16 protein-coding genes are annotated in these 20,498 nt (G+C 49.5%); 2 read left to right on the top strand and 14 right to left on the bottom strand.

What is annotated here, in order from left to right; all coding sequences use genetic code 11:
- The first annotated feature begins 15 nt into the window (after positions 1 to 15).
- Positions 16 to 819 carry a pyrroline-5-carboxylate reductase gene (gene proC, locus ACYU87_RS22115; RefSeq protein WP_461136277.1) on the top strand — a complete coding sequence of 268 codons (804 nt, stop codon included), beginning with the start codon at positions 16 to 18 and terminating at the stop codon, positions 817 to 819.
- Between the two features lie 73 nt (positions 820 to 892).
- Here proC and purB read toward each other — a convergent pair whose 3' ends face one another.
- The 14 genes from purB to nuoK all read right to left on the bottom strand — a co-directional run bounded on the left by purB (position 893) and on the right by nuoK (position 19,269).
- Positions 893 to 2,233: an adenylosuccinate lyase gene (gene purB, locus ACYU87_RS22120; protein WP_461136278.1), complete on the bottom strand. Its 1,341-nt coding sequence runs from the start codon at positions 2,231 to 2,233 to the stop codon at positions 893 to 895.
- A 109-nt stretch (positions 2,234 to 2,342) separates the two neighbouring features.
- The gene (locus ACYU87_RS22125) at positions 2,343 to 3,659 is read right to left on the bottom strand and encodes a DUF1207 domain-containing protein (protein WP_461136279.1); all 1,317 of its coding nucleotides are present in this window, start codon (positions 3,657 to 3,659) and stop codon (positions 2,343 to 2,345) included.
- 51 nt (positions 3,660 to 3,710) lie between these two features.
- Positions 3,711 to 5,072, bottom strand: a complete 1,362-nt coding sequence (locus ACYU87_RS22130; protein WP_461136280.1) for a dipeptidase — start codon at positions 5,070 to 5,072, stop codon at positions 3,711 to 3,713.
- A gap of 144 nt (positions 5,073 to 5,216) precedes the next feature.
- The gene (plsY, locus tag ACYU87_RS22135; protein ID WP_461136281.1) at positions 5,217 to 5,867 is read right to left on the bottom strand and encodes a glycerol-3-phosphate 1-O-acyltransferase PlsY; all 651 of its coding nucleotides are present in this window, start codon (positions 5,865 to 5,867) and stop codon (positions 5,217 to 5,219) included.
- 171 nt (positions 5,868 to 6,038) lie between these two features.
- Positions 6,039 to 7,319, bottom strand: a complete 1,281-nt coding sequence (locus tag ACYU87_RS22140; RefSeq protein WP_461136282.1) for a M16 family metallopeptidase — start codon at positions 7,317 to 7,319, stop codon at positions 6,039 to 6,041.
- Between the two features lie 96 nt (positions 7,320 to 7,415).
- The gene (porV, locus tag ACYU87_RS22145; protein ID WP_461136283.1) at positions 7,416 to 8,621 is read right to left on the bottom strand and encodes a type IX secretion system outer membrane channel protein PorV; all 1,206 of its coding nucleotides are present in this window, start codon (positions 8,619 to 8,621) and stop codon (positions 7,416 to 7,418) included.
- A gap of 117 nt (positions 8,622 to 8,738) precedes the next feature.
- The gene (gene porU / locus ACYU87_RS22150; protein ID WP_461136284.1) at positions 8,739 to 12,179 is read right to left on the bottom strand and encodes a type IX secretion system sortase PorU; all 3,441 of its coding nucleotides are present in this window, start codon (positions 12,177 to 12,179) and stop codon (positions 8,739 to 8,741) included.
- A gap of 14 nt (positions 12,180 to 12,193) precedes the next feature.
- Positions 12,194 to 12,808 (bottom strand): sprT domain-containing protein, encoded by a 615-nt coding sequence (locus tag ACYU87_RS22155; RefSeq protein ID WP_461136285.1) that lies wholly within the window; start codon positions 12,806 to 12,808, stop codon positions 12,194 to 12,196.
- Positions 12,809 to 12,873: 65 nt separating this feature from the next.
- On the bottom strand, positions 12,874 to 13,071 hold the full coding sequence (locus tag ACYU87_RS22160; protein WP_461136286.1) for a hypothetical protein: 198 nt from the start codon (positions 13,069 to 13,071) through the stop codon (positions 12,874 to 12,876).
- A gap of 145 nt (positions 13,072 to 13,216) precedes the next feature.
- A complete protein-coding gene (locus ACYU87_RS22165; protein ID WP_461136287.1) occupies positions 13,217 to 13,726 on the bottom strand; it encodes a GtrA family protein in 510 nt (169 codons plus the stop codon).
- 109 nt (positions 13,727 to 13,835) lie between these two features.
- Positions 13,836 to 15,242, bottom strand: a complete 1,407-nt coding sequence (locus tag ACYU87_RS22170) for an NADH-quinone oxidoreductase subunit N (protein WP_461136288.1) — start codon at positions 15,240 to 15,242, stop codon at positions 13,836 to 13,838.
- A gap of 95 nt (positions 15,243 to 15,337) precedes the next feature.
- The gene (locus ACYU87_RS22175) at positions 15,338 to 16,816 is read right to left on the bottom strand and encodes a complex I subunit 4 family protein (protein WP_461136289.1); all 1,479 of its coding nucleotides are present in this window, start codon (positions 16,814 to 16,816) and stop codon (positions 15,338 to 15,340) included.
- Between the two features lie 70 nt (positions 16,817 to 16,886).
- The gene (gene nuoL, locus ACYU87_RS22180; RefSeq protein ID WP_461136290.1) at positions 16,887 to 18,797 is read right to left on the bottom strand and encodes an NADH-quinone oxidoreductase subunit L; all 1,911 of its coding nucleotides are present in this window, start codon (positions 18,795 to 18,797) and stop codon (positions 16,887 to 16,889) included.
- A gap of 127 nt (positions 18,798 to 18,924) precedes the next feature.
- Positions 18,925 to 19,269, bottom strand: coding sequence for an NADH-quinone oxidoreductase subunit NuoK (gene nuoK / locus ACYU87_RS22185; protein ID WP_046577146.1), 345 nt, complete (start codon positions 19,267 to 19,269; stop codon positions 18,925 to 18,927).
- Between the two features lie 298 nt (positions 19,270 to 19,567).
- Here nuoK and ACYU87_RS22190 point away from each other — a divergent pair, with 298 nt between their 5' ends.
- A complete protein-coding gene (locus ACYU87_RS22190; protein WP_461136291.1) occupies positions 19,568 to 20,497 on the top strand; it encodes a Kelch repeat-containing protein in 930 nt (309 codons plus the stop codon).
- Position 20,498: the final 1 nt, after the last annotated feature.

Below are 20,498 nucleotides of genomic sequence, written 5' to 3' on the forward strand. Positions count from 1 at the left end.
CAAGTTAGTTCACACATGAAAATTGCTATTGTTGGTTGTGGGAATATGGGCATGGCTTTCGCTAAATCGTTTTTGCAATACGATCTGGTAAAGAAAGAAAACCTGCTTCTGATTGAAAAAAGCGCCGATCGCTCGGAAGCGCTTAAAAATGAAAAAGCGGGCGTCGTTGTCGATACCATTGGCCCCCATATCGGTGAAACGGATCTGATCATTCTATCGGTTAAGCCGCAGGATTTCAACAGCGTTCATGAAGCCCTCCGAAACGTTATTCAGCCCTCACAGATTGTGCTGTCGATTATGGCGGGTATCCCCATTGCGCAGATCCAGGAGAAACTAGGGCATCCGCTGGTTATTCGGGCCATGCCCAATACGCCCGCTATGCTGGGTATGGGAATCACCGGATTTACGGCTGCCAAAGAGGTTGATTCGAGTAGTTTGCGCCGGGTTGAAAACCTGATTAATGCAACTGGCCGGTCTATATTTCTGGAAGATGAATCCATGCTCGACGCCGTAACGGCGCTCAGCGGCAGTGGTCCCGCTTATTTCTATTTCGTGGTGAAAGCCATGATTGATGCGGGTAAGCAAATGGGTTTCGATGATGCCGTATCGGCTTTGCTGGTCAAACAGACCATGCTGGGTGCTTATCACCTCATCAACACTGCCGATAAATCGCTTGATGAACTCATTAAGGCAGTAGCCTCGAAGGGGGGCACGACCGAAGCGGCTTTACGCGAGTTCGAAAGCGGTGGTTTAGCCGATACCCTCGTTGCCGGTATAAAAGCGGCACAAACCCGCTCAACGGAGCTATCGAAAGGGTAATAGTCTAAAGATGATGTATGTCCAGGCTGACCGATACAGTAGCCGCTTTATCGGTAGCCTGGACATACGTATTTTACACCCCTGTGTAAGTGAACGGTGTAATGGCACGCAACTCGGCTTTTACCGAATTAGATACGTTCAATTCATCAATAAACTGGCTGATCGTTTGGGCCGTAATCTTCTGGTTTGTACGGGTCAGGGCTTTGAGTGCTTCGTAAGGCTTGGGATACCCTTCACGACGAAGAATAGTCTGAATGCCTTCAGCAACAACAGCCCAGTTTTCTTCGAGGTCAGCCGCAATGGCGTCAGGATTTAACTCCAGTTTGTTTAGTCCTTTCAACAACGATTTCAGAGCGATAACCGAATGAGCAAACGGAACCCCAATGCTTCGCAATACCGTCGAATCAGTCAGGTCGCGCTGAAGTCGGGAGATGGGGAGCTTGCCCGACAGGTGTTCGAACAACGCGTTGGCAATACCCAGATTCCCTTCTGAATTCTCAAAATCAATGGGATTGACCTTGTGTGGCATCGCCGATGAACCGACCTCTCCTTCCTTCAGCTTCTGTTTGAAGTAGTTCATGGATACATACGTCCAAACGTCACGATCGAGGTCGATTAGGATCGTATTCAGGCGCTTGAATGCATCGAGCGTAGCTGCCAGCATGTCGTAATGCTCAATCTGGGTCGTAAACTGACTACGAACCATTCCCAGGCTTTCAACGAATGTATCCCCGAATTTCTTCCAGTCATCGTTGGGATACGCCACCGTATGGGCGTTGAAATTGCCCGTTGCCCCCCCAAACTTAGCGGCCGTCGGGATGCCGGACAAAAGCTGAAGTTGCTTCTCGATCCGCTCCACAAAGACAAGAAGTTCTTTTCCCAGACGGGTTGGTGATGCGGGTTGCCCGTGGGTACGGGCCAGCATCGGAATGTCTTTCCACTGCTCGGCCAATACCTGCAAGCGCATGAACACATCTCGGTAAAGCGGAACGATCTCATTATCAAGCGCATCGCTCAGCAGCAATGGAATGGCGGTATTGTTAATATCCTGCGATGTCAGGCCAAAGTGGACAAACTCCAGAAAGGGCTCAACGGGTGAGCCTTCCAGCTTTTCCTTTATAAAGTATTCAACCGCTTTAACATCGTGGTTCGTCGTTTTCTCGATTTCCTTGATACGCAATGCATCAGTCTCCGTGAAGTTTTCGTAGAGCGACCGTAAGGCGGGAAACTGCGACGAATCGACACCCGCCAGTTGTGGAACCTGCCACTCACAAAGCGCAATGAAATACTCGATCTCAATACGAACACGGTAATGAATCAAGCCTAGTTCAGAAAAATAGGGAGCCAGCGCGTCTACTTGTGACCGGTAGCGACCATCGACTGGCGAAATCGCCGTTAATGCAGATAAACTCATGTATTTATGTTTAATAGATAAGGTATAATGCACGACGTAGGATGTACGATATATCCAGACGGACTGTATCATACCTTATATACCATACATTATACGTCATGTATCCTTATTAAAACGGGTTCAGGTAAAGACCAATGCCTATCCACGACGTTTGTTGTTGCTCAAACTGGCTGTAAGGTCGAAAACCCGAGTAGCCTTCCAACAAAAAGGTCAGGTTGTTTTGTGTTCGACCTAACTCAATGCCAATGCCGCCATGAATACCGGGCCGGAAATCCGTTTGTTGCCAGAACTTAATATCTACTCCACCTACCAGACGAGCTGCGCTAGCCGATGGCCTCTTGTAGAATGCACCGAACTGCGCACTCAACAGCTTACGTTCCTCCGATTTCCGAAGTACGACACCCAACCCGCCATACAAACGCCAGTTGTTAACCATGCGGCTGTAAGTTGCATCCAACTGCTCATAGTTGACCGAATTAGGTGAAGGAGCTGTTATTCTGTTCCGGTAGATGTAGTCGTCGCCCAAGTGCGAAGATATGTGGTAAACCCGAAACCGGTAATTGTTTTCACCCCGGCGAACGTTGTATATGATACTGATCTTATAATCCGTATTCATGATTTGCCGACGTGCTTTATCAGCAGCATCGTCGTGATAAGCCTCAAATTGGGTGAAAGACGCTAAGTCAAGTACCCATTCTTCAGCGTGTGTGGCGTCGGTTGAGCGACGGTAGAATGGCTTGGCAAACCCAAACGCAAACGGAACGATACTTCCTTTGTATTTCTTCCCCTCCGTCCAGTAGCCGGGCAACACGCTCCCGTAGGTCTGCGCTTCCAAGGGGTCTAGCAAGATTGGGTCGAACAGGTGTCCTTTAGGCAGAAATTCCCGCCCTGGCCGAACAACACTTGCGTCACGATTATTTTCCACGGCTAATGTCTCTACGCTGACCGGCTTAGGCTTTTTCTCCCGTTTAACCCGTTCTGGACGAGGGGCAGCCGCGGGCGCTTCGGCAGGCGGTGTTGGCGAAGTGACGGGATCGACAGCGGGCACGTTGGCGGGGGCAGAAGCAGCCTCTCGCTTACGCTGTTCGCGCTTTTCCTTTCGTGTCGGCTCGGCTACAGTTGGTGCCGGGGCGCTCGTTGTTGGCTGATTGGCAGCTGGTGCAGCAGCGGGCGGATCAACAACCTTACCTGCTTTTTTGGCGGCCCGCTGACGTTCTTTCTCCGCTTGTCTGGCTTCGTATTCGCGTTGCTTTTGCAACCACTCAGCCCGAATCTGGCGTTCGCGCTGAACTTCCCGATCTATTTTTTCCTTTTGCCGCTGCTCGGCAGGTGTCAGAACGCGGGCAGGGGGCGTGGTGGGCGTTTGCGCCAGCGCTCCTGCGCCAAACAGGGTACTCAGTAAAAGAACCGACAGCGTTTGTCTCATAAAGAAAAAATCGGAGTTAATGGGTAAGCTAAAGCTAGCCAAGGAAATAGATTACTGTTTGAGTTGAGCGTAATGTTTGTAGAAGTAAGGGATGGTTTCGATACCCTTATAAAAATTGAACAGTCCGTAGCTTTCATTCGGTGAATGCAGGGCATCACTGTCCAGTCCGAAGCCCATCAGGATTGATTTAATCCCGAGTTCCTGCTCGAAAAGAGCCATAATCGGAATACTGCCACCACCCCGCGTTGGAATTGGCTTTTTCCCCCAGGCATCTTCAAACGCCTTACTAGCCGCTTCGAATTCAATGGAATCAACGGGCGTAACGTAAGGCATGCCACCGTGGTGCGGGGTAACAGTAACGGTAACACCGGCTGGCGCGATAGAAGTGAAGTGTCTCGTGAACAACTCCGTGATCTCGTCGGGGGTTTGGTTGGGTACCAGGCGCATACTGATTTTGGCCGATGCTTTGGAGGGCAATACGGTCTTGGCACCCTCGCCGATGTAGCCTCCCCAAATACCATTTACGTCGAGCGTTGGTCGAATAGAGGTTCGCTCATTGGTCGAATAACCCGCTTCGCCCATCACATCGTTAATGCCCAGATCGCGCTGGTACTCAGCTAGGTCAAAGGGCGCTTTCGCCAGTTCAGCCCGTTCGGCATCACTCAGGTCGGCCACGTTATCGTAAAAGCCGGGAATGGTTATTTTGCCGTTTTCATCGTGGAGGGACGCAATCATATCGCACAACACGTTGATCGGATTCGCAACTCCGCCCCCGTACACGCCCGAATGCAGGTCGCGGTTAGCGCCTGTTACCTGCACTTCTACGTAGGAAAGGCCGCGCAGGCCCGTTTCCAGCGAAGGGGTATCGTTCGATATTATGCTCGTATCCGACACCAGAATGACGTCCGCTTTCAGCATATCCCGATGCTGGGCAACAAAAATACCCAGATGATCTGAGCCAACTTCTTCTTCACCTTCGATCATCACTTTCACATTGCACGGCAGCCCATCCGTTGCAACCATAGCCTCAATGGCCTTCACGTGCATGTAAAACTGACCCTTGTCATCGCAGGCTCCGCGGGCGTAAATCCGCCCATCCCGAATTGTCGGTTCAAAAGGGGGCGTATGCCAGAGTTCGTAAGGGTCGGCAGGCTGGACATCGTAATGTCCATACACCAGCACCGTAGGCTTGGCAGGGTCGACAAGCTTCTCCGCGTAAACAATTGGGTGACCCGGTGTTTCAAAAAGTTGAGCGTTATCCAGACCAGCAGCCTGTAATTTCTCTTTCACAAATTCGGCCGCCCGGCGAACATCGCCTTTAAAGGTAGAGTCGGCCGAGACCGATGGAATGCGGAGCAGTTCCAGCAATTCGTCCAAAAACCGCTGTTTGTTGGCTTCAAGGTATGTCGTCATGCGAAGTAAGCTGTAGAATACAGGATGTATGATTTATGCGCGATAAGCGTATCTCCGCTCATGCATCGCAAAAAGTTCGCCCCGAAGTTACGCACTTTTTGCGCAACGTCGGGGCGTCGATGTTGTTGGAAATCGTTTTGCTGTTTACCGCTTTTTGCGTAACCGAATCAGGACAGTACGGGTCTCCTGACCACGCAGCAACCGGCCAATGTTTTTCTGGTGCGTGAGTACAACCAGTAAGAAAACAACAAAGCCGAAAACGATAAGCAAAGGGCTTTCCTTCTGACCAAAGATGCGGAGCAACAGCAGAACCGGAAAAGCCAGAGCGGCCAGAATCGACCCCAGCGATACGTATTGGGATGCGATAACGACCAGTAAGAAGATACCAATGCAGACAACCGCCATTTCGGGGTGGGTAGCCAGTATCATTCCCAGCAAAGTAGCTACGCCTTTTCCGCCTTTGAAACCGGCAAAAACGGGGTATAAATGGCCAATTACAGCGACCAGACCGAAAACAATTTTAAATGTCAGAATTTCAGTATCGGTGATCACATCCGCATACCACAATAGGGATGAGAGAACGGCAGCAGTGTATCCTTTCAGAACGTCAACGAGCATAACGATTGTACCTGCCCGTTTACCAAGTACCCTAAAGGTATTCGTAGCACCCGCATTACCGCTGCCAAACTTACGAATATCAATGCCAAAGAATCCCTGTCCATACCAAACAGCCGTAGGTATTGAGCCCAGCAGGTAGGCCACGATCACTGTAATGCTAATGATAAGGATGTTCATCAACAAATGAATAAGTTATTGCTGGATAAATGGATTGACCGATTTGTCACAACCGCCCCGCAACTGAAAGGCGAGGCCAAAATTAACATATTGTTATTAGACGGTCAATGTTTTTAACCTATGAAACAACTGTGGTAGTAAATAAATTTCAGTAAATCAGGACATAAGGCCTTATTTACCACCAACTATCACCTCGCGCAGATCATCAGGGGCTAAATAACGACTGGCCATTTCCATAATGTCTGCTGGCGATACAGCCCGGACTTTCTGAATGTAAGTCGTCAGAAAATCAGCGGGCATTCCGTCCAGCAAAATCACTTTGTAGCGATCCGCAATTTCGAAAGGTGTGTTGAGCGATCCGACAAATTCGCCAGCCATGTAGTTCTGAACCGTTTCCAGTTCATCCAGCGACACAGGCTCCGTCTGGAGGAGACTAATCTCCTTACGAATCTCGTCCAGCGTCTGCTGCGTATTTTCTTTATTGACATCAGTACCAATCAGAAAATAGCCATCCCGGCGGAACGAAGGCATGTTCGACGAGATCCCATACGTGAAGCCCTTTTCTTCACGAATATTTTTCATTAATCGCGATCCGAAATAACCACCCAACACTTCGTTGGTCACGAGCATTTTGAAGAAGTCCGGATGCGACCGGGTGAAGAGCTGACGGCCCATGCGTATGGACGACTGAATACTCTCGGGCTTTTCGGCGAGTACAGCTGATCGATCATTGGGCTGAAGAGTCCCGTCAAACGATACCAGTTCATCCGTACGAATAGCCATTTGTCCCAACTCCCGGTTAACCGCAACTACTTCGTTTTCCGTCACCTGCCCGGCCAGTACGATTTGAAATGACCGATTGTGGACCACCCGGTCAAAAAATCCGGTAACATCCTGCCGGGTAAGGTTTTCAACCGATTCCGGCCGCTGGCTACGCCCGTAGGGATGATTGGCCCCAAAAAGTACTTCCCGAAAAAGTACCCCCGCTAGATAGGCATTCTTCTCGTAATTGACACGCAGATTCTGAAGGGTGATGTTACGCAGGTCGTCCAGCTCTTTTTGCGGAAAAGCCGGTTCGGTCAACATCTCACGAAGGAGCGGCAGCAAATCCGGCAGAAACTTTGTCAGGCAGTAAACGACCACGCTGGCCCGATCGGGTCCGGAGTTCAACTCCAGAAACGCGCCGTAGCGGTCGATATATTGATTAATTTGGGCCGATGAGCGCGACGGCGTTCCTTCGGACAGCATCTTCATCGTAAAAAAAGCGCTGCCCGGTGTCTGCTCGTACCAGGTACCGGCATTAAATACGCACTCCAGACGCAGAACTGGCTGGTGCGCAACGGCGATAACGTGCAGTGGAATGCCGTTGTCGAGACGGTGCGACTGAACGGCCGGTAACTGTATTTGCTGAATGGCCTGAAAGGCAGGTGCCTGTTTTCTATCGAGAGTCATACGTTAAAAAGAGCGAACGAATGAGAGAGCGAAAGAATGATTAAAGCTTGCGCCTGTTAGTCACTCTTTCGCTCTCTTATCCGTTCGCTCTTTTATTTAGTTGTTGGAATCGTCTGAATAGGCTTCATCATCTCCGTCGATGCGGCTGCCTTTATTCAGACTTAACAATAGTGATATCCGGAAGGTCTCCGATAGCGGGCTACCTTGCTTAACGGGAAGCAGGTAAGAAAAGTCTACGCCAAACCGTTGCTGTAATTTCAGGCCAATACCGGTTGTTACATACTTACGCCCCCCTTTGGCATTCGATTCGTTAAAATAACCAACCCGTGCCGCAAACTGATCATTATACCAGTATTCGACACCGGTAGACAATGTCACTTCTTTCAGCTCCTCGCCAAAGCCACCAGGCGCATCGGCAAACGAACCGAATACTGAACTGAAGTAGTTCTTGTTGGCATTCACGTTGGTTGTTACCCCATTAACGGTCTGAAAGTTAGGCGTTGGTACCATTAGTTTATTTCCGTCCAGTACAAAGTTGAATTTGTTGTACTGATCGGCAAAAATGGTCAGCCGGGTTCCTAACCGAAGGTTTGTCGGGATGAAGTAACTCTGGGTTCCACCGTAGTTGACCCGGCCACCCAGGTTGGAGATCATACCACCAAAAGCCCAGCCAATTCCTTTGCCGGTCGCGTTATCACGCGCTTCGTTCTGGTAATAAGCACTAATGTCGGCCGCTGCGGTTGAGCCGGGTTTCAGACCCTGGTTACTGCTACCAGCCGCCAGGTTTGAGCTAAGGTATTTAAGATCGACAGCCAGGGAGAAATTTTGCGAAAGGCGCTGGGCAAACGTAGCGGTGACGGCATACTCACGCGAATTAAACGTACCGGCCGCTACGCCCGTAGCCGTTGTAAAATCGACCGTACCCAGGTCAAAATACATCAGCGAGCCACCTACTACGGAGTTTTTACCCACTTTTGAGTAACCGCTCAGGTAGGTATAATACATATCACCGATCAGGTTACGCAACCAGGGTGTGTACGAAAGCGAGGCTCCTTTATCCTGTTTGGCAAAAACCAGCTTCGATGGATTCCAGAAAATAGCGTTGGCGTCTACCTCACCCAGGGCAGCACCAGCATCACCCAGCGCGCCAGAACGAGCATCGGGGGTGAAGTTGAGAAAAGGTACCGCTGAGGTAGGAATATTTAGCTGGCCGTTAAGATTGGTTATTGTAGCTTGGGCAGAAACGACGAACGGGGAAAAACTACAAACGCCGAGAAGAAGACGGAAAAAATTGCGCTTCATATAAAGTGAGTTGGTCAACGACAGCTACTGATGATGGTGAGACTAGCAGTACCGTGTGGTCAAAATTACAATGAAAGGTTGAATTAGAAAAAGTGAGATAACTTTAAGTTAGTTAATTCATTTAGCCAGTACCAATCGGCAGGTTGTCTTGGCGACCGTGCCATCAACCGCCGAACGAACTTGGCAATGAACAATATATAAGCCGTTGGCCATAGACTCTCCCGTTTTGGTTAACCCATCCCAGTTACCAACAACCAGATTGGCTTCGCAATCGGTACACTGCCCCGTCTGCTGATACAGCAGTCGACCAGTCAGGTCATAAATGCCCGATGTCCAGTCGAGCGGCTCTCCCGAGCGATTTAGTTCAGCAATCAACGTAGTCTGGGTACTAACTGGGTTTGGACTAGCTCGCAATAGGGTCACTGCCAAGCCCGGACGTGCCGAAACTACTATGGTCAACGTGCCCTCGGATGAATTATTGTTAATATCCCAGGCTTTGACCCGAATCGTGTACGTCCCCGGTGTTACGTCCCGAAACGTGTATGAGACCTCACCCTGGCGTCCATCGGTACCCGTGGCAACGTAGCTTTCGTTCAGAATTACCGCTGGCTGGTCATTAAGCTGAACCATAAGTTCGTGTCCCAGACCAGAACGGGCGATGTTGATCCCCCTATTATCGGCCAGACCCACTCGCAGTGTTACATCCGAACCAGTTACCCGAACCAGTTCGCTATTACCTGTACCTCCAGCCACCGACATCGTTATGATAGGTGGTTGATTATCAATCGTATCAGAAAGAACGCTACCCCCAATACGCAGGTCGTCATAATTACCCACTGCGTCGAGCACACTATCGGCCTGTACAGCATAGAGGTATAGCTTTCCCAAACCAACCGTATAATTAATATCCTTGGGCATGGTAAAGCGGACCGTAAATTGGCCTTGCTGCACAGCTACCTGGCCCGTAAAAATGGGATCGGCGAAGGTCTGGTACGTCATTTTAGGACTCCCGGCTTCGGAGCCCAAGGTGGTTTTCGTTGTTTTCTTATCGTACAATGTCAATCGGAGGAGGCCCGAAAAACTCGACATCCGCTTTTCCAGTTGCTGAATTTCACCGGACAATTCGACGGTTTGCAACGCCCGCAACGTATCCGAACGGGTAGTGGTGACTGCTTTCCCGTTCACCTGCGTAAGCACAGCCCTGGCTTGTGGGTAGGCCAGCCGCATAGACGGGTCGCCGAGGAGGGCGAAATTACGGTTCACCGGTCCACTCAAACTGTTGTTTTTCGTGCTCTGCATAACGTCTCCCAGGCGGGGCATCTGCCCATTAACAGGCGCGAAAACAGCATTATAGAAAGCCTGATTCAACAACAAATTCGTATTGGCATATACAGGGCGGGCAGTAGTCAACAAACCAACGGCTCCGCCCGTCCGACTCAATAAGGTCAATTCAGCACCTGACGTAATGCTTGGATCATCGTAACGCCCGAACTGGCACGTGGCGGTGACAAAGAGAGGTAATCGACGGTTTTTCCAGGAAAGAATATCCTTGAGGGTTACAATCTGCTCGTCGGCAAGTACCAGCGTACCGCCGTGACCACTGTAATTAATGATGAGTTGCCCATCGGCTATTGACTGATCAATTAGCTGATTAACACGGGGAGCCTTCTGGAAGCCACTCGTAGTTTCCTGGGGATAATCATCCAAAAAAACCCGCTGCGGCCGGTAAGCAGGGGCATTTTTTTCCACGCTACTGGCCAGTTGATTGGCGTCCTGCTGGTGAATATTGTAATCGCCGTCGTCGGCAATAAACATAAGTCGGGTTTGCCAATCGCCGGATAACGTTGGGTCAGCGCTGTACCGAATCAGTTTGTCAACAACCGTGCTGGCTTCATCAACCGACTTTACGGGCAGTCGGCCAACGCCAATATCCATATTATAATCGCCCTTTACATCTTCCGGCCATTCCCCTTCGTCGGCCCCCATAAAGCCAAAATAATCATCCGATGAGTAACTCAGAACCGGATGAAACGACTCCCGGCTTTCGTAAACCGGCACCATGTTCGCCGATTGTGCAGCACTAATCAAGCCACCTATGTTGCGGTAATTGAACGTCGCATCGCCAAACAGCAACAGATACCTGAATTTTGTGGGTTGTTTCTGATAAAAATACCTGGCCATATCCCGTATAGCTGTCGGATCGGGCTGACCAGCGCCGAATTCGTTAAAAACCTGCGGGGTTGTTACGACCAGTACCGAAAGCTGATCATGGTCACGCCGGAATTTTGCTAATCGTTCGGCCTGTTCACGCCAGGCAACAGGCGTTATAATGAGCAAATCAGGGGCAGCCTGCGAACGAATGTCCTGATTTAATACCGTCGCCAGTGATGCGGGCGCTATAAACTGCGCTTCGGTGAACAGGAAGTAATCACTCACCCGAGTTGTTACCCAACCTGCCCCCTGTGCGGTTGATAGGGTAAAGAGTTGATTGGCAGGAGCAAGCGGATTGGTTACATCCCAAATTCGTAAATCAGTCGTTGCCTGACGAACGGTCGGTTGCCCGATAGCTAACCGACGTACCCAAGTAGGAGTAGTATACTGCCGGAGTTCCCGTTGCGTCTGCAACGACAGGAAATTGAGATATCCCTGCGCAGACGATTGGCCGTTTCGTTGAAACGTAAGTGTTAACTGAACTGTACCGGAAGCTGTCGTCAATTTCGTTGAGAATGTGTCCGTACGAGCGATAGCCTGATAATCATACTCATAACCACCTATCGCTGAAACCGGCATTATGCCAACTGCTTGGCCATTGGCCTGTAGGCGAAACTGCGTCGGCGACGTGGCCCCGGCTGCCACCGAAGCCGTTGTGCGGATTGGCACGGTTGGTATTATCCCGGTTACATCAAACGAAGCCGTTTGCGTCGTATCGAGGGTCATGTATTCCCCTAGCCATTCCCGCCCTGAACGAACAGAGGGAATTTTCAATAAATCCTGTTCATGAAACTGGTAGTCATTGAAGGTTGTGATCGTAGGCGTTGTGCCCAAGGTTCCCGCTGGTTTATCGGCGATGCGCAGGCCGGGCAGATCCCCGATCGTCAGGAAATAGAACGTCGTGTCCGAATAAACATTCAGCTGGTGCGTGAAACGACGGGCCGTTGAGTCATAGTGAATGACGTGTGGACTCTGGCCAAAAAACAGTACCGCGTCGTTTGCATCAAAGCGTCCATCGGCTTCGCCCACTACCTGAATGGCGTTTTCCGTTAAATCAGCGAGACGAGGACGAGCATTCGGCTGAGGTAGCATGCCCCCCCCATTGCCATACAACCGTAAACGTCTGGGGTCAGCCGTGGCAAAAGCCGGATTCAGTTGAGTAAGCTGCGATTGACTTAGCCGGTGAACGCCGGATTGGGTAACGCCTATTTTTACCCAGAGCCCGGTCCGCAAAACGGATTGCGCCGGGGCTGTTGAACAGGTGCAGTTTAGTAAACCGTGTATGACTAAAACCAGAGCGACCTTTGCCCAGATCGATGGTATTGGCCTTCCGGCAGGTTTTGTCATACAGTTATCGGCGCTCATGACTCGTTAAGTTCTACCCACGCGTGAGCCAGAATAGCATAAGACCTACCCGTAGATACTTCTTTACAAACGATACGAGTCCGGCGAAATATACCCCGAACATAGGTCTTTTTTGCGAACTGAAATGACTGTCCTTCCGGCACATCGCTCAACAGGATTTTTTTCTCCCCGGTTGCCTCCGGAACAGTGGCATCTTCCTGACGTAAAGCGGTCATCAGAGCAGGATTTGCATAGGTTGTAGCCGCCGGTTTAACCATATACTGCCGAAGAGGCTGCAGGATGGTTTCGGGGAAAACAGCCTCGGTCAGTAAAGGCTGCATGAGTCGTTGAAAGGCCGTTTGCCAGGCTTTGCCGTGGGGTTGCACGCGCCGTTTATACTGGCGATTAACGTCGGCGTGCGCTACTTCGTGCACGTAGGTAATCAGAAAAGCGTATGGGTTGAGATTGGCATTTACCGTAATCTGTATCTGCTGATTAGGTAATACCCTGAAATCGCCAAGCCTGGTTTGTCGTGGTCTAACGATCCGGAAGAGAAATGTATACTGCTGCCAAAGCGCCCGACAATAGGCGGCAGCGGTTGGAGGGAAATAAATCGTAAATGGGTCTGCCAAGGAATGAAAAACAAAAAAGCCTTATAAAAATAAGGCTTTTTTTAGATCTTGACGAGAAGAACTTACTACTTCGTCGTGTCAGCCGACATCGTCGAAGCTGAATCGGTAGCCATTGTCGACGCTGAATCCGTAGCCATCGTTGTTGTGTCGGTTGACATTACAGCGGTCGAATCAGTTGTTGTTTCTTCTGTTTTAGGTTTGCTCTGGCAAGCTGCGAAGGTTAGCGTGCTGCCAATGAACAATAAAGCGAATACTTTTTTCATTCTATCAGTGACTTTTAGATTTTCAGACGCAAATATAGTTTTTTCCTGGCAAATCCAAAATATCAACTGACTAATACTCTACAAACGGCAATTATCATCAGAATAATACCATTTGTAATTGACTTTATTGAAGAACCTGTTTGTATCAATATTGCTTTTCCTCCTGCTTGAGCGTACGGAAGCGGATTCTGTCGTACATGCCTGTACTACGAAAGGTTAGTAGCTTGTGACCGAAATAATTGGCTAAGAAACTAAATCCCATGCCTACCACATGCGACCCCTTTTCCCGCCAGAAAGTGCTTGCGTTAGAAAAATAAGGATTAGCAATCCAGTCCAGTGTGGCTACGGCTACACCCACCTGCACACCCCAGGCTACCAGCGCGATGATGCCAAACTTGATCATTTCACGCCCTGTATTACCCGTTTGCTTGGCCGAGAAGGCGAACAGCTTGGTGGGTACAAAACTGACGATAGTAGCCGTCAGATAACCAAGAAAAACGCTGGTCGAGTAATCGAACGATTTCCGGTAAAAAATCTGGCTGAAAAAATTAACAGACGCACCAAGCAGAGCCGTCAGAAAAAACGAGAAAAAACTTTTGTAGCTTTTGTATTTCGGCTGGTCGATACTGCTCACGTTCACTTTTTTACTGGACAATTGGTCGAATTTGTCTGCCTCCGGGCTTAACAATGGCCCAAAACTACAAACTCAGCATCAGAAACAAGTTATTTTCTAGGCTATGGCCTGCCGAACAGTTACATATAATCTAGAAAAGTCCCTGTAAAAGGCCGGGCGCCACGCCTAATCCAATTGTCAGAATGCTGGCCGCCAACAAGACGTATCGGTAGAAAGGAGCGATTCGGATGGGCTCCGTGGCACCATCGCGGAAATACATAGCAATAATGACCCGGAAGTAATAATAGATACCAACCGCCGACATTAGTACGGCAATCACCAGCAGCCAGATCTGCCCCCGTTCGACAGCCGTTGAAAACATGTAGAACTTTCCCCAGAAACCCGCTGTCAGCGGAATCCCCGCCAGCGACAGCATCGACACCGTCATGGCAAATCCCAGGAATGGGTTTTGCTTGGCAAGTCCGTTGAAGGAATCGAAACTTTCGCCAATCACACCCTGACCGGAAATCGTTTGCGTGTTGCGTTGCTGGGCGATCAGTAATAAGATACCAAATGCGGAAATCGTGGCAACAGAATAGGCGAGTGAATAAAAAACAATGGCTTGTTTAGTCATGGCACCTAAAGCAGCCAGGCCAATCAGCAGATAACCGGCGTGTGAGATGCTGGAATAAGACATCATCCGCTTAAAGCTATTCTGGTAAACCGCCGTAACGTTACCGATCACCAGAGTAATCGCCGTAATTACGGCCAGAATTGTCCACCAAAAGCTATATACGCCAATGAATGACACAGACAACAGGCGAAACAGTGCAGCGAAACCCGCCGTCTTCACCACCGTAGACATAAAGGCCGTAAAAATCGTTGGTGCTCCGTCATACACGTCGGGCGTCCAGAAGTGGAAGGGGGCCGCCGATACTTTGAAAAGCAAACCAATAAGCAACATGAGCAAGCCTACATACAGCAGTAGCGAGAGGCCTGCTTGTGGATGCGCTGCGTAGGCACCGATACCGGCAATGGTAAATGATCCGGTGGCACCGTACAGAAGCGCCATACCAAACAACATGATCCCGGTGGTGAAGGAACCCATTAAGAAATACTTCAGGGCTGCTTCATTCGAACGCAGATTACGCTTGTCGCTCCCCGTCAGTACGTACATAGCCACCGATAAAATTTCGACCCCAACGAACAGCATCGTTAAATTCTCGAAGCTGACCATCATAACGGCGCCAACCAGAGAAAACAAGATGATGCCGTAATATTCGGCGGGCTGTGATTCTTCTCCTTCAATCAGACTACCCGACAGGGCAACGACCAGAAAAGCCGACAACAGGACAATGGCGGTGAACACCATAGCCAGATTGTTGGTCCGCAACATATCGTTAAAATACAGATAGGTTTTGTTCCAGTCGAGAAAATTGACGGCCAGGGTAATGAGCAAAAACAAGAGGGTAGCCGGCAACAGTATGGCTCTTGACTTCATAAAGCCAAGGAACAGCAGGACTATGCCAAAAACCGATAATAGAACAATTGGAAACATAGGTTTACAGTTTACGCGGTTACCCGCCGGGTTTTCGGTGTATGGCTTACGGGCTGACTTTTTTGCCGACCGTAACCGGTTCACCGGAAACGTTCTTATTTCATGGACACTGCCGTTGTACCGATGTATTTCATCAGGTTTGCCACGGCAGGTTCGGTTACGTGAAGGAATGTATGTGGGTAAACGCCAATCCAGAAAACCAGTACAACCAGCGGGATAAATACCCAGCTTTCTGAGGTGGTCAGATCAGCGAACGATTCAGTACGGGGCGATGTGGGGCCGAACATGCTCTTCTGGAACATACGAAGCATATACACAGCACCAAAAATAATGGTAAATCCGGCCGCCAGCCCCAGGTAGTGGTTGTAGGTGAAAACGCCGTGCAACAGCAAAAACTCTCCGATGAATCCGTTGGTGAGCGGTAATGCCACACTTCCCAGTAGCATAATCAGGAAGTACACGGTCAACTTGGGCGTCGACTGGGTGATACCACCAAGCTGGTCGAGCTGACGGGTATTGGTTCGGGAAAAGATGATGTCTGCTACGAAGAATAAACCGACTACGTTGATGCCGTGGGCCAGCATTTGCACCAATGCCCCCTGCATACCAGTTTCGGTCTGTGAGAACACCCCGGCGGCCATGAGGCCAACGTGCGAAAACGATGAATACGCGATCAGGCGTTTCATGTCACGCTGGCGAATGGCGATGATCGCTCCGTAGATGATCCCGATAACGGACAAGATTATAGCGGTTTTACCCCAAGCCTCGACCCCGAGCGGAACAACGGGTAGAATAAACCGGATCAGACCGTAAACGCCCATTTTAAGCATGATGCCGGCCAGAAGCATGGTAGCTGGCGTTGGCGATTCGACGTAGGTATCGGGTTGCCAGGTATGAAACGGAAACACGGGCATTTTGATCGCGAAGGCGATGAAGAATGCCCAGAAAAGCCAGGTTTGTGCCTGGGGTGTAAGCTGGAGCTTATAGAAATCAGCAATGGCCGATGAGTGAGCCGATCCGTTAACGGCTGGTGTCTGGTAATACAGATACACCAGCGCAATAAGCATGAACAAACTACCAAAAATGGTATAAACGAAAAATTTGAACGTAACGGGAATCCGGTTCTCTCCGCCCCACATGGCCGCCAGAAAGTAAATCGGAATCAGGGCTGCTTCGAAGAAAAAGTAAAACAGAAAGCCATCGCGCGCCGTAAACACGCCCATCAATGCCGCCTGCATAAACAGCATCAGGGCGTAGAATGTGGCGGGTTGTTTATACGTACGGTCAAAGGTTGAGAGAACAATGAACGGAACCAGAAGGCCCGTCAGTAGAACCAGCAGCACGCTGATGCCATCAATACCGGCGCTCAGCCGAATACCCAGCGACTCGATCCACGGATAGTCGAATCCAAACTGGGATGTAGCGTCGGGCTTGAAAATAAAAAAGGAGTAACCAGCCAGCGCAAGTTCAATCAGCGCAGCGATCAACGCCACCTGCTTTATTCGCTCGCCCCCAATCAGCAAAATCAGGGTGGCCGCTACGGCAGGGTAAAGAATAAGAAATAGAGTAAGCATCTTGAACAAGTTTTCGGTATCCAGTTTTCAATTACCGACCAATCAGCCGGAAGCCAAATCAGGAACCGGCTTATAACCGAATAAAGAACCGTAGGGCAAAAATGACAACAATACTCACGACCATGGCCAGTACGTAAAAGCCAATAGAGCCGCTTTGTAACAGCCGCAATTGGGCAGATAATTTTTGAACGAGCCAGGCGACACCGGTTACAATGCCATCAACAAGTCCTTCACCGAAACTGTAGAGCGTATCGCCCAGTCCACGAATGGGCCGGACAATGATCGTTTCGTACAATTCGTCTACGTAATATTTGTTGTACACCACTTGCTCCGGCAACGACCGCTCGGTGGAATCAGGTGCCGGAACGGCCTGGCGGCTAATGTACATGATGTAAGCAATAACGAGAGCCAGCAGAGCAACTCCCGCCGAAACAGCCATCAATACATACTCAGTGCTGTGTTCAATTGTTGATTCGGCAAAAGCTTCAGGGTTCACCAGCTTCGATCCCTCAAAAATAGGTGCCATGAAGTGACTGAGCCAACCATTACCGGGTAGGTTAAGTCCGCCACCAATGGCCGATAGGACGGCGAGCACCATCAATGGCAGGGTCATTGAAAGTGGTGACTCGTGTAAATGATGACGCTGTTCCTCCGTTCCCCGAAATTCACCAAAGAAAGTCAGGAACAATAAGCGGAACATATAGAAGGACGTCAGACCAGAGCCTAGAACACCCAGTGCCCACAATAATTTATTATGTTCGAACACATGGGCCAGAATTTCGTCTTTCGAGAAGAATCCAGCAAAGGGTGGCAAGCCCGAAATAGCGATGGTACCGATCAGGAACGTAACAAACGTGATTGGCAGCGCCTTACGAAGGCCACCCATTTTGCGAATATCCTGCTCGTCGGACATCGCGTGAATTACACTACCGGCACCCAGGAACAGCAGCGCTTTGAAGAAAGCGTGGGTAATGACGTGAAACATGCCCGCCGTGTAAGCCGTGGCGCTCAGGCCCAGAAACATGTAGCCCAGTTGTGATACCGTCGAATAGGCCAGTACTTTTTTGATATCGTTTTGCAGCAAGCCGATGGAAGCCGCCAGCAAAGCCGTGGCAATGGCAATACCGCCCACTATTTCGAGCGTTAGTGGGGCGAGTGTGTAAAGGACGTTCGACCGAACCACCATGTAAATACCCGCCGTTACCATGGTAGCCGCGTGAATCAGAGCCGATACCGGTGTAGGACCAGCCATGGCGTCGGGTAGCCAGGTATAGAGGGGAATCTGCGCCGATTTACCCATAGCACCCACAAACAGGAGCAACGTGATAATCAGCACGGTACTATCATTTATCTCTAAACTGGTTGCCTGCTTGAAAATATCGATGTATTCGACGGTGCCGAAGGTGTTTATGAGCATGAATATGCCCAGCAGGAAGCCCAGATCGCCGATGCGGTTCATGACAAATGCCTTACGAGCCGCATTGTTGTAACTGATGTTCTTGTTCCAGAAACCAATGAGCAGGTACGAGCAGAGCCCCACGCCCTCCCAGCCAATGAACATGATGACGTAGTTTGACCCCATCACCAGCAAGAGCATGAAGAATATGAACAGATTCAGGAAGGCCATAAATTTACCAAATCCTTCATCGTGGCTCATGTAGCCAATGCTGTACAGATGAATCAGCGATCCAACGCCCGTTACGACGAGCAGCATCAGCAGAGACAACTGATCGATCTGAAATGAAAAATTGATGTGTAAATCGCCAACGCTGATCCAGTCGAAGAGGGTAGCTACTATTGGCTGAGAATCGCCTGAGAAGGAACTGAACAGGTAAATTGACAGCAGGAAGGAGGCCAGCACGGCCGCTGTTGCGAGTACTCCGGCCAGCCCTTTTGGTATCTGACGAAAACCAAGGCCATTAATAAGGAAGCCAAGTAACGGAAAGAGCGGAATTAACGCGCAGAGTAATTCTGTTTTCATGAGGTCTGTTTATGGTTCTCTATTTAGAGTTTACGGTTGCGCGATGCGTTCAGAAATGACAGGTTCGCTGGGTACAAAACCGCTTCGCGCCACTGCAAACAGAAAACCGTAACCTGTAAATCTTCTTTTACCATTTCAGTTTATTGAGCAATCCTACGTCAATCGAACGAGTATTTCGGTAAATCATAACAATAATTGCCAACCCAACCGATACTTCGGCGGCAGCTACGGCCATGATAAAAAAGACGAACACCTGACCCGACGAGTCAGAACGATAGGATGAAAACGCAATTAATAATAAGTTGACCGCATTAAGCATAAGCTCAATGGACATGAAGATGATGATCGCATTGCGCCGGGTCAATACGCCTATAATGCCGATAACGAAAAGCGCGGTACTGAGAATCAGGTAGTACGTGAGCGGTATCTGTTGAATGACTTCCGGAATGAGGACGTCCTGCGTGGGTTGCATGGCTTGCCGGTTAATACAAAGTTCCGCAAAGGTAAAGATTATTCGGAATTGGTATAGTGGTGTTTTTCCGTCTCTACGCGGGCTTATCGTAAAACTACAGTAAAAGTGCGTTCTTTTACACTACTACTTACGCCAGATTTAGCCAACAGGCCGATTATAGAATCGTGAAAGAACTCGTTTTGCGGAGTTTCCCTCGCTTACGTTCAGTACTTCTACGCTAAAACCACTTGTTTACAAGGACGACATTTGTTTTGCCAATATTTTGACTGTCAATCTATTACTGCAAACCATGTTGTTTATGAAACCCTTCCTTGCCTGCTTATTTATTGTTTTTGTAGCTGGTTGCAAAAAAAGTGATGATTCAACGACCAGTCCTCGAAAAACAGTCAACGACATCGTTTTAACGCCCAACCAGCTTAGCGTGCCAATAAGCACCTACGATGCAGGGGCTTATCCAATCCAATCGGTTTTGGTTGGGAACGGTATTTATTTTGGAAATTGGTCGAATACCGCTAAAGCTCAATTCTTTGTGCGGTATGACTTAACCGCCAATTCCTTCTCATCGGCACTAGCCAAGTCGGCTAATGTTTGCGGCTGCGGCTACAGCAGTCATCTGGTTAGCGACGGAACAAATATTTTTTACATCGCCAACGATGCCACGAAATACACCGCATCGGCAAACAGCTGGACAACGTTGACGTATCCGGCAACGGCCAGGGATAATGCGGGAGAAGCGGGCGTAGTTTATTACAACGGTAACCTTTACTTCGTTGGTGGACGGACGCCCAGCACTCTTTTCAAATATTACAGCATCAGTCAGGATAAATGGTTTACCTCACCCAACTATTTATATTCGACGACTAGCAGCGAAATGGCTGTTTACAAAGATCGAATTTATGTGCTCGGGGGGCAGGGGGCCAGACAAAAAATGGCTTACTTTTCATCATCCTCGAATACGTGGACAGCGGTGAACGATGTTCCCGTTGAGGTGTCCAGTACTTACGGCAATGTGTTCTCGGCGGTTCTGGGCGACAACCTGTATCTGCTGCAAGGGCAGTCGGTCTATGCGTATGACCTCATTAACGATACATGGGCGACAAATCCTATTACGCTTAGCGGGTTACCCAGCTACGGAAATCTGTTTTCGAATGGGCAAAAACTCTATGTTTCGGGTAAGAACACGTCAAATATTCCGGTCGTTACGGAACTGGTCGTTTCGACTAAGTAGG

It is taken from the genome of Spirosoma lituiforme, from assembly GCF_054776635.1.

Coding starts and splice junctions, on each gene's coding strand:
- proC (WP_461136277.1), top strand. CDS start 16: ATGAAAATTGCTATTGTTGGTTGTGGGAATATGGGCATGGCTTTCGCT.
- purB (WP_461136278.1), bottom strand. CDS start 2,233: ATGAGTTTATCTGCATTAACGGCGATTTCGCCAGTCGATGGTCGCTAC.
- ACYU87_RS22125 (WP_461136279.1), bottom strand. CDS start 3,659: ATGAGACAAACGCTGTCGGTTCTTTTACTGAGTACCCTGTTTGGCGCA.
- ACYU87_RS22130 (WP_461136280.1), bottom strand. CDS start 5,072: ATGACGACATACCTTGAAGCCAACAAACAGCGGTTTTTGGACGAATTG.
- plsY (WP_461136281.1), bottom strand. CDS start 5,867: ATGAACATCCTTATCATTAGCATTACAGTGATCGTGGCCTACCTGCTG.
- ACYU87_RS22140 (WP_461136282.1), bottom strand. CDS start 7,319: ATGACTCTCGATAGAAAACAGGCACCTGCCTTTCAGGCCATTCAGCAA.
- porV (WP_461136283.1), bottom strand. CDS start 8,621: ATGAAGCGCAATTTTTTCCGTCTTCTTCTCGGCGTTTGTAGTTTTTCC.
- porU (WP_461136284.1), bottom strand. CDS start 12,179: ATGACAAAACCTGCCGGAAGGCCAATACCATCGATCTGGGCAAAGGTC.
- ACYU87_RS22160 (WP_461136286.1), bottom strand. CDS start 13,071: ATGAAAAAAGTATTCGCTTTATTGTTCATTGGCAGCACGCTAACCTTC.
- ACYU87_RS22170 (WP_461136288.1), bottom strand. CDS start 15,242: ATGTTTCCAATTGTTCTATTATCGGTTTTTGGCATAGTCCTGCTGTTC.
- ACYU87_RS22175 (WP_461136289.1), bottom strand. CDS start 16,816: ATGCTTACTCTATTTCTTATTCTTTACCCTGCCGTAGCGGCCACCCTG.
- nuoL (WP_461136290.1), bottom strand. CDS start 18,797: ATGAAAACAGAATTACTCTGCGCGTTAATTCCGCTCTTTCCGTTACTT.
- nuoK (WP_046577146.1), bottom strand. CDS start 19,269: ATGCAACCCACGCAGGACGTCCTCATTCCGGAAGTCATTCAACAGATA.
- ACYU87_RS22190 (WP_461136291.1), top strand. CDS start 19,568: ATGAAACCCTTCCTTGCCTGCTTATTTATTGTTTTTGTAGCTGGTTGC.